Here is a 13109-nt window from a genome sequence, read left to right on the forward strand (position 1 = left end):
TATTTACCCTGCCTTATTTAAAATGTTGTTATTTTTTAATACTGCCGTATGCGGGCCTTTAACTCTTAGCTCTTTCACACTTGGTGCTTTAGTTTCATCAAATGTATTGTTTGAGATTTCAGTTTTAGGCTCGCCTACTGTGTGCTCTACAACAATAGGAGCAGTTTTAACAAATTTATTATCTGTGATATTAGTAACCTGAACACCGTGAACATAAATGCTCGCTTGCTCTTTATTACGCTTACCAAAGCCAATATTATTAAGCGTGTTACTCGTCATTTCAAAATGAGGACCAAATGTACTTTCATCTGAACCACCACGGTAAAGCTTAACTATGCCGCCTTCTACATCGTTAAATGTATTATTATTTACAATGACGTATTCCGCGTTATAAACACCTAAGTCTTCAATTTCAGTATTTAGACGTAAAATGTCACCTGTTACTGTATTAAAGGTATTACCTGTAAGAATAATTTCATCAGCCATTGCACCTTTACCAGTGATAAAGAAATGGAATGAATGATTAATATCTAAAGCATTCAACTCAGAGTTGGTCATTACAAAGCGATAATTATCAACCATACCCCATTTTTGCGTACGAACAATGCTGTTACCTATTGCATCTGGCGCGTTTTCACCTGAAATTGATAAACTATCTAGTTTTAAGCTGCCGCCATCATGTATTTCAAATAATGTAGAGCGTTGAAAAGTAAGTTTAGACTTGCCTTTTTGCTTTGCTTTAATTGTTAGCGTTTTATCAATTTTAACCAACTTAGATACGTCATATTGACCAGGTGCGAGTTCTAATACATCACCCGACTCTGCATTATCAATAGCGTCTAATAATGCACTTACATCAGCTTTAACAGAATGTGTTTTACCAGAATCAAAATCAATTAAGGCAGGTACTTTTGCATACCAGCTAACACCGGTATCTTCTTTTTTCAGCACTTTTAAATCGCGCTTTGCACCTACATTTAAACTTTTAGATGTTGGGTAAAGTAGACCATTACTTGCTTTTTTAAGTGTGATTTTTTCTTTCTTTACACCGTACATTAACTCAGAAAGCACTTTTGTATCAGCAATGTTGTTACTTAGTACCAACCCACTTACATCATCAAATGTTGTAAATGGCTGTTCGCCATCTTGATTTATGATTAAGTTGTTTTTCATTGTGCTGTTTTTAGGCGCCGCACTTCGTTCAGCATCGCTACCAGCTGCAAGTTGAATATGACGCACATTTATAAATGTGTTGTTTTCAATTGTCGCATTTTCAACCTGGTGATAACGATTAATAGATGAATTTGGTACGCCGTTCATCACAGTAAAACCACTGCCAAAACGATAGCCTGTTAGGCCTTGTAGGTAGTTATTTCTTACAATTTGATCTTTATTGATAACGCGGATACCACCTGTGTGATCAACACCATTACCAATAAAAATATTTTCTTCTATAAGATTACCATTACCATGGCGCAGCGTTAATGTACCGCGCGCTTCATAAAATACGTTATTACGAAGGATGTTTTTGCCTGATTTAACCGAAACAATTTCTACTTCACCATTGGTACGTTCAAAGTAATTATTTTCAACCAATGTATGCGAATCAGTTAGTGAGTAGTGGCTGGTGCCAATACGCAGGGTTTCACCACCGTTCGAACCAAAAGTAGGACGGTAGCCAAAATAGTTGTTGTCTATGCGGTGATAGTTTTCCTGGCTTGCTTTAGTGTTTAAACGAACAGCAACTGTCACACCTTTATTTCGTTTACCAACTAAATGACTATGATCAAAGCGGTTATGCTGTCCATATAAGGCAACCCAATAATCAGACTCTCGTTTGTCTGGATTACTGTAATTATCGATTACTGTTTGAGTAACTCGTGAATTGTAGGCTAATTCATTTTTATTTTTACGAAATTCTATTACAGCTGAGCTCGGTGTGTAGCCGTCTTTAAATACTAAACCTGAGGCTTCAAGATATTTACCTGCAAGTCTTAGGTTAGATTGACCTGATAGAATTACTTTTCCGTTAGTTTCAGCGGTTAATATAATAGGAGAGTTTTTTGTACCTTGGCCTTCAAGTAGGATTTCGAAGTCAGACCAAGTACCATTTTTAAGTACTACTTTGTCGCCAGCAACTAGATTGGCTGCGATATCATTAAAAGCTTGTTTACTTTCTATAAAATAATCTTTGGCCGCTATTTGTGTGGATATGCAACCGATGAGAACTAGACTAAGCTTTATTGTATTAATCAAACGCATAGTTAACTCTTTTTCGTTGTGACTGAAAGTAATGCTTCATCAGAATTTAAAAAAGCTGACATTGCACAAAGACTTTAGTCAATTGGTGTCATGTGTGTTAAAGCGCTTTAAGCTAAAAACTTAAAGCGCTCAATAAGGTCGAGAAGTATTACTTTTCTAACTTTTTGAAGTAATCAAAAATTTCAGGAACGTTACCTTGACCCATACCAGCGTCAAACGCTGCTTGTAGGTTAGCTGATGAACCTTCAGCGATTTTTGATTCAGTACCTAGGTCTTCTACCATTTGTAGGAAGTAGCCTAAATCTTTGTTTGCATTAGCAATTGAGAAACCAAGGTCGCTAACATTATCAACTGCATAGTTTTTACAAAATTGCATAAACGGTGAGTTAGATGGACCAGTCGACATGATGTCGAAAAGTTGTTGACGGTCAACACCAGCAAGCTCTGCCACTGCAAATGCTTGTGACATAGCACAAACTGTCGTCATGCCCATAAAGTTGTTGATTAGCTTAGTTGTATGGCCTGCACCTAGCTCGCCAAGATGGAAAACGTTTTCACCTTGATCTTCCAGTACTGGTTTAACTTTATTGAATGTATCAATATCACCTGCAGCCATAATGTTTAAAAGACCGTCTTTAGCATGTGCTGGTGTACGACCTAGTGGCGCGTCGATCATGCCTGCGCCTTTAGCTGCTAAATCAGCACCAATTTTTTTCGTAGATGATGGGATAGAAGTACCAAAATCAACTAATACTGCACCTTCTTTAATGCCCGCTAGGATACCGTCTTCTGCGTAAACAATTTTTTCTACAACGGCAGACGTTGTAAGACAAAACATAACAATATCAGAACCTTCAGCTAGCTCTTTTGCAGTGCTTGCTGTTTTTGCACCTCGAGCAACACATGCTGCAACCGCATCTTTACTAAGGTCCATAACAATTAGCTCATAGCCTTTGTTTTGTAAATTTTCGGCCATATTGCCGCCCATAAGGCCTAGACCAATGAAACCAATAACAGGTTTTGACATGAATAACTCCTAGATATGATGGCGCAAACTTTTATGAGTATGAGTAATGATTTACCCCATAAAATAGGTACGCTCTGTCTTTATTTTAATTCAGTAGAGTAACCCTTAGTAAGCTAATGAAATAAACCATCTATGTTCTGCAATTTTGCTATATAAAATAACTCTACCTATAAATAAGTTGTCTTATTTGGCTGAAACATTACTGGTTATATATTAACTACGACTAAGTATTACTCTGATAATTTACCAACATATTTAACCCCTGAAAACAGAGGTTACCAATTGGTATGCAAAAACTTTATTACCATACAGTAATTTTGTCAACCAATAAGTTAACTTTGTAAAACATGTCAATTTACAATGCATTAAACCAAAAACAACTAAGTTACTTAATAACAACAACTTGGTTAATAAAAACCATATTTCAAGCAATAATTTCCAATAAATATTTAAATGTTTTCATAACCATTCACAGGTTGACCAATAATCAAACTTTCACTGTTAAACTTGTTATATTAGACAAAAATAAAGTAAATCAATAAATAAATGTTGTAACAGGATTAGCTCAACCGATTTTATTTGCCCAGCTTGCCTTCATCTATTGCAAAAGCGCATAAAGCTCATACACTGTGCAGTAAATAACAGCTTAATAAATGAAACTAAGGTAGTAAAAATGCGCTTATTACATACTATGCTGCGTGTAGCCGATTTGAATAAATCAATTGCTTTTTATACTGAAATACTAGGTATGAAGGAATTACGCAGAGCCGATAACAGTGAATACAGATACACGCTTGCTTTTGTTGGATATGGCGATGAAGTAGATAACACAGTGTTAGAACTAACTTATAACTGGGACGAAGATAGCTACGACCTTGGTAATGGATATGGCCATATTGCTATTGAGTTTGATGATATTTACAAAGCATGTGCTGATATTAAAGCTGCCGGTGGCAATGTAAGCCGTGAACCTGGGCCTGTAAAAGGTGGTACTACTGAAATTGCTTTTGTAAAAGACCCTGATGGTTATGCAATTGAGTTAATTCAGAAAAAAATATGAGTGAATCTTAAATTACCTACCAACTAATTCAAGTTATAACAATTTGCTTAATGCTAGTCTGCTTATATATGGGGTCTATTTAACGTTAAGAAAATTACGCTAGAACTAGGTAAAAATTTTTGTATCTAGTTGTTCTAAATGAAAATTTTCAACGACGTTATAGTGCAATTTAATTCGTTAAATTGATCAAAGATTTATGCTGGTTGGTATAACTATGGAGGGATTTAATTTTATAAATTTTCAAATACTTATTTAGATTGGTATTAAATAAAAGGTGCTTTTCAGCACCTTTTTAACGCAACTGACTATCTTTACTGCCACGTCTATTAAACGATTTAGCGCTAGTATCATTACCTTCTATTGCAGCTTGGCATGCAACACAATAACGCACTCCAGGTAACGCGAGCCTTCGTGCTTGTGGGATTTTCTCATCACACTCATCACATAGCTCTGCACTTGCGCCAGATATTAAATTGCTTCTTGCAAACTGCACGGCGTCGTTAACACTTGCATCAATTTGATCTTGAATTGCACCGTCTCGTGCCCATCCACTTGCCATAAATCCTCCTAATAAAGTTGGATGTTTAAATTTATGCTACCAAATTGAATCTTTATAAGTACTGAATATTTTTGGATTTTTGGATTTTTGGATTTTTGGATTTTTGGATTTTTGGATTTTTGGATTTTTGGATTTTTGGATTTTTGGATTTTTGGATTTTTGGATTTTTGGATTTTTGGATTTTTGGATTTTTGGATTTTTGGATTTTTGGATTTTTGGATTTTTGGATTTTTGGATTTTTGGATTTTTGGATTTTTGGATTTTTGGATTTTTGGATTTTTGGATTTTTGGATTTTTGGATTTTTGGATTTTTGGATTTTTGGATTTTTGGATTTTTGGATTTTTGGATTTTTGGATTTTTGGATTTTTGGATTTTTGGATTTTTGGATTTTTGGATTTTTGGATTTTTGGATTTTTGGATTTTTGGATTTTTCAATACTAATAACACTTCACTTTCCTATTAAATAAGTAAGTGGCGTCCCCAAGGGGATTCGAACCCCTGTTACCGCCGTGAAAGGGCGGTGTCCTAGGCCTCTAGACGATGGGGACACATAAATGTGTCACTAGGACAACTGAATTTTTAAACTCGTTTCAGGCGAGCTTTCTTAATAACACTACACTTCCCTATTAAAAATAAGTAAGTGGCGTCCCCAAGGGGATTCGAACCCCTGTTACCGCCGTGAAAGGGCGGTGTCCTAGGCCTCTAGACGATGGGGACACATAAATGTGTCACTAGGACAACTGAATTTTTAAACTCGTTTCAGGCGAGCTTTCTTAATAACACTACACTTTCCTATTAAAAATAAGTAAGTGGCATCCCCAAGAGATTAGTACTCTTGATAACGTCGTGCATAGAGAGTGCGGTGTCACACTGCTTTACACAATACTTAAAATAGTAAGTGGCGTCCCCAAGGGGATTCGAACCCCTGTTACCGCCGTGAAAGGGCGGTGTCCTAGGCCTCTAGACGATGGGGACACATAAATGTGTCACTAGGACAACTGAATTTTTAAACTCGTTTCAGGCGAGCTTTCTTAATAACACTACACTTTCCTATTAAAAATAAGTAAGTGGCGTCCCCAAGAGATTAGTACTCTTGATAACGTCGTGCATAGAGAGTGCGGTGTCACACTACTTTATACAATACTTAAATAAGTAAGTGGCGTCCCCAAGGGGATTCGAACCCCTGTTACCGCCGTGAAAGGGCGGTGTCCTAGGCCTCTAGACGATGGGGACACATAAATGTGTCACTAGGACAACTGAATTTTTAAACTCGTTTCAGGCGAGCTTTCTTAATAACACTACACTTTCCTATTAAAAATAAGTAAGTGGCGTCCCCAAGGGGATTCGAACCCCTGTTACCGCCGTGAAAGGGCGGTGTCCTAGGCCTCTAGACGATGGGGACACATAAATGTGTCACTAGGACAACTGAATTTTTAAACTCGTTTCAGGCGAGCTTTCTTAATAACACTACACTTTCCTATTAAAAATAAGTAAGTGGCGTCCCCAAGGGGATTCGAACCCCTGTTACCGCCGTGAAAGGGCGGTGTCCTAGGCCTCTAGACGATGGGGACACATAAATGTGTCACTAGGACATTTGATAAGTTTAACTCACATCATGAGCTTTAAGGTAATTGCGTTTAATACAAGTAAAGACTCGAGCTTTAATTGTGACGCTATTTTCTCGGTAAAACCGCCTTTAACTAACAAAAGTTAAGTGGCGTCCCCAAGGGGATTCGAACCCCTGTTACCGCCGTGAAAGGGCGGTGTCCTAGGCCTCTAGACGATGGGGACACAGAAAACTGCTACCCTAGGACAAAACACTAATTTTTGGTGGAGCCATGCGGGATCGAACCGCAGACCTCTTCACTGCCAGCGAAGCGCTCTCCCAGCTGAGCTATGGCCCCAACTTAATCAATACTCGTCGTGATGAACACATCGTGTATTGCTTAGTGCGGGGCGCATTCTATGCACCACCCAAAATAAAGTCAACAGTTTTTTACCTAGCTTTATTTAAATGGTTTAATTTTCAACAAACTGGCTATCAAGCGTGCTAAAAAATACGATCTGAATAAAATTATCGCTCTACTGCTTATAATAACATCACTATATTGCAGCTAATACTCAATAACACCCTACTCTTCCTAATTAATGCAACTAAAGCTGCATCTAAGTAAAGGTATACATTTATATGCAAATTGAACTTATCTAAAAACTACCCATTAAGGCCTGACTAATCGCATTAATCTTTTAAAAGTTACAATTGCTTATAATTACCAAAGCTTAAATGTGGATTTGAGAGTACAGCAGCTTTCACTCGCTTAATAACCAGTGTAGCTCGTACTGGAAAAACTTGATTATTGTTTGAAGAACATTTTTTAAAGAGCATTGCAGTTTCGTAATTCTATGTACAAAACTTCAGGGCGTGTTGATCTTTGATGGGTGAATTTGCAGCAGTATGTTAGGTTTTTAGGCAAGGCAGAGCCTATGTAGTTTGGTTATTACCCATGAATAGGCGATAACGCCGCATAAAGTCCAAACATGCGCTGCCCTTTGGGTTCAATCCACAAAGGTCAACACGCACTAGTTATATGTGATCTCATTTAGTTTTAACCCGAAGAGCTAGTAGTGAAGAATGGATATTTACGAATTGGCTAGGTTGGCTTATAAAAATAAAGCAAGTACAAAAATAAAAATAGATTTTAGGATGCTGTAAATATCATTTGTTTTGGGAAGTTTAAATTAAATTCATTTTTAAAAGCTAGCTCTACTCTCTAAATAACTTGCCCTAATGCTAATTCATCTTGTTCATAGTCATAAAAACGACTCAAATAAAAAACAATGAGTATCGTAAAACTAAATTTAAGATTAATAGAACTACAATTCCCTGCTCACTTTTAGGTGTTTAATTAAACTGCAACCTTAAATTTGATGATAAAATAGACTTCAATCGTATCCTGTTGTTTATAAAACCTTCGTTCAGTACATTTTTATCATTCAAGTGTTGACACATTTTCAACTCTATCTATAATAGCGCCCCACAACAACGCAGCAATGCAATGTTGTTTAGATGTGGGTGATTAGCTCAGTTGGGAGAGCATCGCCCTTACAAGGCGAGGGTCACTGGTTCAAGTCCAGTATCACCCACCACTTTTTAATTAAAGTGTTCACATCTAAATTCTATATGAGTCGTTAGCTCAGTTAGAAAAAGAGCATCACCGTTACCTACAAGCCACGGCGAAGTTCACTGGTTAAAATCCAGTGCTATTTATTTTAATAGTAGCGTTTTAATTTACATGTGGGTGATTAGCTCAGTTGGGAGAGCATCGCCCTTACAAGGCGAGGGTCACTGGTTCAAGTCCAGTATCACCCACCACATATAAAACCTGTTATTATATAATAGTCGCGTTTTAAAATTGTAATATGGGTCGTTAGCTCAGTTACAAGAAAAGAGAGCATCACCGCCTTTATAAAAGATGGCGAAGTTCACTGGTTAAAGTCCAGTACTATCTAGGTAGTAGCATGTAATATGGGTCGTTAGCTCAGTTGGGAGAGCATCGCCCTTACAAGGCGAGGGTCACTGGTTCAAGTCCAGTACGACCCACCATTTTTAAGTGGTGCATATTACAGGTCGTTAGCTCAGTTAGAAAAAGAGAGCATAACCGCTATTTACAAGTAACGGAGAGGTTCACTGGTTAAAGTCCAGTACTATTTATCTTAATAGTAGCGTTTTAATTTATATGTGGGTGATTAGCTCAGTTGGGAGAGCATCGCCCTTACAAGGCGAGGGTCACTGGTTCAAGTCCAGTATCACCCACCACATATAAACCTATTATTATGTTAATAGTCGCGTTTTAAAATTTAATATGGGTCGTTAGCTCAGTTGGGAGAGCATCGCCCTTACAAGGCGAGGGTCACTGGTTCAAGTCCAGTACGACCCACCATTCCTAGAATGGTGCATATTAAAATGTAATTTGGGTGATTAGCTCAGTTGGGAGAGCATCGCCCTTACAAGGCGAGGGTCACTGGTTCAAGTCCAGTATCACCCACCAAATTACATCAAGCGGTTAATTGATAACAAAGAATTAAATAACAGGCATACCTATTATATGTGGGTGATTAGCTCAGTTGGGAGAGCATCGCCCTTACAAGGCGAGGGTCACTGGTTCAAGTCCAGTATCACCCACCACATATAAGTACTATTAGATAACTCCTTTAATAATAACTTCTCTAGTAATAACTCTTTCTTCCCATATTAAATACATTTAAGAACTTTATAAAAACTCAATATATAAGTCGTATGTAATTAACTTAGCCGTAAGAAAAAGAGCATCGCCACCCTTTACAAATAATGGCGAGGGTCACTGGTTCAAGTCCAGTATCACCCACCACATATAAGTACTATTAGATAACTCCTTTAATAATAACTTCTCTAGTAATAACTCTTTCTTCCCATATTAAATACATTTAAGAACTTTATAAAAACTCAATATATAAGTCGTATGTAATTAACTTAGCCGTAAGAAAAAGAGCATCGCCACCCTTTACAAATAATGGCGAGGGTCACTGATTCAAGTCCAGTATCAACCACCACATATAAGTACCATTAGATAACTCCTTTAATAATAACTTCTCTAGTAATAACTCTTTCTTCCCATATTAAATACATTTAAGAACTTTATAAAAACTCAATATATAAGTCGTATGTAATTAACTTAGCCGTAAGAAAAAGAGCATCGCCACCCTTTACAAATAATGGCGAGGGTCACAGGTATCAAGCCAAGTAATCAACCATCACACATAAATCCCATTCGATAGTTTCTTTAAAAATATAAATTTTCATATCAAAACACTCATCATTTAATTATGTTATTTAGATCCTTGCTTTTATAGTTAGCAAAAACGTATTAGGAAAAGTTAAATACCTAATAAATACTGCTATCATTTGAATTTTCTTGTAAGCAGCTAAAGTGTTGATTATAGTCAGTACTAAACATAATAACTGTTAAGCCAATGCCAACTAAGATCTATTCAAAAGCCAAAATACTTATAGTAGAGGAGCAGCCACTTGCTCAAAGCTATATGAAACAATCGTTAGAAAGGCTTGGCTTTCGGCAGTTGCGCTTTGCTGATCATGCAAACTCTGCAAAAGAGCAGTGTTTAAGTGAAGAATTTGATCTAATAGTTTGCTCATTCAACTTAAACAAACACCAAGATGGCTACCAGCTTTATGAAGAGCTACGTGTAAAGCAGCTCATAAAAAGTTCGACTGGCTTTATTTTTATCTCAGCAGAAACAAGTGGCTCACTCGTTCATAGTGTTCTTGAGCTGCAGCCAGATGACTTTTTAGTTAAGCCTTTTACAGTACAAGAGCTTAAAACACGCATTGAACGAATCTTAAAGCGTAAACACGACTTACAAACAGTGTATTCATTAATTGATGATGGTAACGATTCAAAAGCTATTAAATTTATTGATACCGCTCTGGATAAAAAAAATAATAATTACAGTCCTATCCTACTTCGCTTAAAAGGCGATGCCCTACTTCGCTTAAAGCGTGCTCAAGATGCAAAAGACTTTTTTAAGTCTGTTCTCGATATTCAAAAATTTGCTTGGGCAAAAGTAGGTTTAGTAGAGGCACTTATAGCGAATAACGAACATATTTTGGCGCAGCGAATGCTCAAGACAATGTTAGAGCGCCAAGAAACTCGTTTAGTAGCCCTTGATTTGTTGGGCAGATTAGAAATAAAGCTAAATCAGTTTGAACTAGCACAAAGCTTTTTAAGTCAAGCAGCAGACATTGCACCGCGAAACATCACACGCCAAAAATCGTTAAGTAATGTGTCGCTAATTAATCACGACTACGAAAAAAGCTATTTAACTCAAAAAGATATAGCCACCTTTGCAAAGCACTCAATACACGACCACCCCGATGTTTATTTGAATGCAGCACGTGCTGGTATCGACTTTGCGTTAACGACTGATCAAACTGATCAAATTCAACGAATTTCTAGACAAACAAATCAGTACATTAATGATTTAAAAAAACAGTTTCCTAACAATGCCAATCAAGCTCAAATTGATGTGCTTAACGCACGGCTTCATTATTTAAAAGATGAGCATAAAAAAGCAAAAAAACTCATTGATCAACTCGAAGATGATGATACACATATTCGCTCTGTCGATGGTGCACTTGATAAAGCGAAAGCGTTCCATGAGCTGGGCTTTCATCAAAAAGCGCAAACTCTCTTCACTCAAATTATTGGACACTGTGAACGCCATCCAAGTGTTAGCGACACAACTTACTTACGTTATATCCAGCAACAGCAAAGTGAGCGACGCGATATTAAAATGGGGCCAAAGGAGCTCAACAACCATGCTGTTACTCAATTTAATAGAGGACAGTTAAACACTGCACTTGAAGCTTTTACGCAAGCATTTAGGGTTATGCCTCGTAATCAGAGTATTGCGCTTAATTTATTGCAGTGTTTAATTGATTCCACTAAGCAACACAATGGCTCATTTAACCATGAACTTGCTAAAAAATGCTACGCCTTACTTACCAAAACTCAATTACCAGCAGATCAGACGCAGCGATTAGATAAAATTTTGCACATAGCAAAAGAAATGAATTTAGATATTGGAAGTTAAAGCTTTTTCATTGATGCCGCATTAACGCAATAGCGTAGACCGGTCGGTAATGGACCATCAGGGAAAATATGGCCTAAATGTGAATCACACACGTTGCAAACCACCTCTATGCGCTCCATACCATGACTTGTATCACTTACGTAGCCAATTGCTTCAATTGTCGCCGGTTGTGTAAATGACGGCCAACCAGTGCCACTATCGAACTTTTCATCTGCATCAAACAATAAATTATCGCAGCAAATACACACATACTTACCAGGTTCCAATAATGTGCAACTACCAGAACTACTTGGACGTTCGGTTCCCTTTTTACGTGTTATGTAATACTCATCTTCTGATAGTTGCATCCGCCACTGCTCGTCCGTTTTGACTACTTTTTTACTTGGAGTAGGATTGCCGTTGGTGGCAAAGTTAATAACATCATTCCACTTCAACATGATAACCTCATTGAATAGTTAATTAACCGTACTTAATAAAATTATAAAAAGTACGGTTAGTTATTACGTTATTGAATACACTAAAGATCAGCTAAAGAGTGTTGACCGTTTAAAACTAAAACTTGTTCAGTCTTAAGGTGATTTTCCTAGCTAAAGGTAATATTTTGTTTTTCTGAGTCGGTAAATATTCGTTTAATAAAACTATCTAGTTCTGCTTTTTTTGCAGGTAAGCTAACACTCATTTGGCGCTCGTTATTACTGTAAATTATTAGCTCGTCATCCTTCGTCGTTATGCGTTCAATACTCTCAATTACTAACCAATCTGGACCGTGCTTTTTATCAAAAAAACCCATTAAACTAAAAAGTAATAAGTGTTGGGCGTCTCGCTGAATAAAATCCTCTAACCGGTTTCTTGATTTAAATAGAGGCGTTAGCCTATAAACGCTTGAGCAAAAAACAAATACCCATAAACCAAATAACGCTTTAAACCACATAAATTCTAAAAGCTCAGTGCTAATCATTAAAATAATAAGCACTAACCCTATTAACGATATAGCTATCGCTATTTTTTTATTTACAGCGTCCACAACTAATCCCTTTTAAGTCGCTTTTTTCTTCTGATGCTTTTTCTGTCGGCTCAGGCCAATCATTAAAAAAACGGTTAAATAACGGCTTTTCACCAAATACCACAATACCCATAAAACAATCATCATTTGTACTGCTAAAAATGATGAAAATCGATAATGGCTATGCGCGGCTTGAATACTTAACCATGTTAAATCAACGACAGCACATAAAATAAGAGGCCAGCGCATATGTCGCCATACTTTTGCTAACCTGTCGCTCGCACTGTGGGAGTCTCGCGGCCGACGTAAACAAAATAAAATAGTCGGTATTATTGCAATACTTCCAATTGCTATTGCGATAAAAAAATCATTTTTATTTTTAAAAAATAACGACATTAAATCCAGTTCAGGCCTGCGGCTTAAAGCCGCAATAACCCAAATAAAATAGCCACGTAAAAGCACCAGCAAACTTAAATGAAATGCTATAGGTGTACGGTAACTTCCGTACTTATCCCAGTATTCTGGCCCATATCGGCTCATTGTCGTTTT

The 13109-nt window shown here is 37.1% G+C and carries 8 protein-coding genes, 15 tRNA genes and 1 pseudogene; 9 read left to right on the forward strand and 15 right to left on the reverse strand.

Going from position 1 to position 13109, the window contains the following annotated elements; genetic code table 11:
- Positions 1-3: 3 nt before the first annotated feature.
- Complete coding sequence (locus P4S71_RS20625; protein WP_337151418.1) at positions 4-2262, reverse strand: polysaccharide lyase 6 family protein; 2259 nt, start codon at positions 2260-2262, stop codon at positions 4-6.
- A gap of 148 nt (positions 2263-2410) precedes the next feature.
- Entirely contained in the window at positions 2411-3289 is an 879-nt protein-coding gene (locus P4S71_RS20630) for an NAD(P)-dependent oxidoreductase (protein WP_002962960.1), read from the reverse strand.
- Between the two features lie 673 nt (positions 3290-3962).
- Between P4S71_RS20630 and gloA the strand changes: the two genes are divergently transcribed.
- Complete coding sequence (gloA, locus tag P4S71_RS20635) at positions 3963-4349, forward strand: lactoylglutathione lyase (RefSeq protein ID WP_007378595.1); 387 nt, start codon at positions 3963-3965, stop codon at positions 4347-4349.
- Between the two features lie 292 nt (positions 4350-4641).
- Here gloA and P4S71_RS20640 read toward each other — a convergent pair whose 3' ends face one another.
- The 10 genes from P4S71_RS20640 to P4S71_RS20685 form a co-directional block, all read right to left on the reverse strand.
- Positions 4642-4908 (reverse strand): DksA/TraR family C4-type zinc finger protein, encoded by a 267-nt coding sequence (locus P4S71_RS20640; RefSeq protein WP_008137432.1) that lies wholly within the window; start codon positions 4906-4908, stop codon positions 4642-4644.
- A 52-nt stretch (positions 4909-4960) separates the two neighbouring features.
- Positions 4961-5356, reverse strand: a complete 396-nt coding sequence (locus tag P4S71_RS20645; RefSeq protein WP_337151419.1) for a hypothetical protein — start codon at positions 5354-5356, stop codon at positions 4961-4963.
- A gap of 25 nt (positions 5357-5381) precedes the next feature.
- A tRNA-Glu gene (locus tag P4S71_RS20650) sits at positions 5382-5457 on the reverse strand.
- 93 nt (positions 5458-5550) lie between these two features.
- Positions 5551-5626: transfer RNA gene (locus P4S71_RS20655), tRNA-Glu, on the reverse strand.
- A gap of 182 nt (positions 5627-5808) precedes the next feature.
- Positions 5809-5884 (reverse strand) — tRNA-Glu (locus tag P4S71_RS20660).
- Positions 5885-6066: 182 nt separating this feature from the next.
- Positions 6067-6142, reverse strand: a tRNA-Glu gene (locus P4S71_RS20665).
- A 93-nt stretch (positions 6143-6235) separates the two neighbouring features.
- Positions 6236-6311 (reverse strand) — tRNA-Glu (locus P4S71_RS20670).
- Positions 6312-6404: 93 nt separating this feature from the next.
- A tRNA-Glu gene (locus P4S71_RS20675) sits at positions 6405-6480 on the reverse strand.
- Positions 6481-6624: 144 nt separating this feature from the next.
- Positions 6625-6700, reverse strand: a tRNA-Glu gene (locus P4S71_RS20680).
- Between the two features lie 37 nt (positions 6701-6737).
- Positions 6738-6813: transfer RNA gene (locus tag P4S71_RS20685), tRNA-Ala, on the reverse strand.
- A 1167-nt stretch (positions 6814-7980) separates the two neighbouring features.
- Between P4S71_RS20685 and P4S71_RS20690 the strand changes: the two genes are divergently transcribed.
- The 8 genes from P4S71_RS20690 to P4S71_RS20725 all read left to right on the forward strand — a co-directional run bounded on the left by P4S71_RS20690 (position 7981) and on the right by P4S71_RS20725 (position 11557).
- Positions 7981-8056, forward strand: a tRNA-Val gene (locus P4S71_RS20690).
- Between the two features lie 150 nt (positions 8057-8206).
- Positions 8207-8282, forward strand: a tRNA-Val gene (locus P4S71_RS20695).
- Between the two features lie 155 nt (positions 8283-8437).
- Positions 8438-8513: transfer RNA gene (locus P4S71_RS20700), tRNA-Val, on the forward strand.
- A gap of 137 nt (positions 8514-8650) precedes the next feature.
- A tRNA-Val gene (locus tag P4S71_RS20705) sits at positions 8651-8726 on the forward strand.
- Positions 8727-8774: 48 nt separating this feature from the next.
- A tRNA-Val gene (locus P4S71_RS20710) sits at positions 8775-8850 on the forward strand.
- A 32-nt stretch (positions 8851-8882) separates the two neighbouring features.
- Positions 8883-8958 (forward strand) — tRNA-Val (locus P4S71_RS20715).
- A gap of 61 nt (positions 8959-9019) precedes the next feature.
- Positions 9020-9095, forward strand: a tRNA-Val gene (locus tag P4S71_RS20720).
- Positions 9096-9919: 824 nt separating this feature from the next.
- On the forward strand, positions 9920-11557 hold the full coding sequence (locus P4S71_RS20725) for a response regulator (RefSeq protein WP_337151420.1): 1638 nt from the start codon (positions 9920-9922) through the stop codon (positions 11555-11557).
- Here the strand turns inward: P4S71_RS20725 and msrB are convergent.
- The 3 genes and pseudogenes from msrB to P4S71_RS20740 form a co-directional block, all read right to left on the reverse strand.
- Complete coding sequence (gene msrB, locus P4S71_RS20730) at positions 11554-11994, reverse strand: peptide-methionine (R)-S-oxide reductase MsrB (RefSeq protein ID WP_007378087.1); 441 nt, start codon at positions 11992-11994, stop codon at positions 11554-11556. The two genes, P4S71_RS20725 and msrB, sit on opposite strands and share 4 nt — an antisense overlap.
- Positions 11995-12140: 146 nt before the next feature.
- Positions 12141-12581: a hypothetical protein gene (locus P4S71_RS20735; protein WP_007378088.1), complete on the reverse strand. Its 441-nt coding sequence runs from the start codon at positions 12579-12581 to the stop codon at positions 12141-12143.
- Positions 12565-13100 (reverse strand): annotated as a pseudogene (locus P4S71_RS20740) (DUF2919 domain-containing protein). The gene P4S71_RS20735 and the pseudogene P4S71_RS20740 overlap by 17 nt, the downstream one beginning before the upstream one ends.
- Positions 13101-13109 lie beyond the last annotated feature (9 nt).

This window comes from Pseudoalteromonas sp. B62, assembly GCF_037162565.1.
GTDB classification, from domain to species: Bacteria; Pseudomonadota; Gammaproteobacteria; order Enterobacterales; family Alteromonadaceae; genus Pseudoalteromonas; species Pseudoalteromonas fuliginea.

Excerpts from the sequence above, each read along its gene's own strand:
- P4S71_RS20625 (WP_337151418.1), bottom strand. The coding sequence starts at position 2,262 with ATGCGTTTGATTAATACAATAAAGCTTAGTCTAGTTCTCATCGGTTGC.
- P4S71_RS20630 (WP_002962960.1), bottom strand. The coding sequence starts at position 3,289 with ATGTCAAAACCTGTTATTGGTTTCATTGGTCTAGGCCTTATGGGCGGC.
- gloA (WP_007378595.1), top strand. The coding sequence starts at position 3,963 with ATGCGCTTATTACATACTATGCTGCGTGTAGCCGATTTGAATAAATCA.
- P4S71_RS20640 (WP_008137432.1), bottom strand. The coding sequence starts at position 4,908 with ATGGCAAGTGGATGGGCACGAGACGGTGCAATTCAAGATCAAATTGAT.
- P4S71_RS20725 (WP_337151420.1), top strand. The coding sequence starts at position 9,920 with ATGCCAACTAAGATCTATTCAAAAGCCAAAATACTTATAGTAGAGGAG.
- msrB (WP_007378087.1), bottom strand. The coding sequence starts at position 11,994 with ATGTTGAAGTGGAATGATGTTATTAACTTTGCCACCAACGGCAATCCT.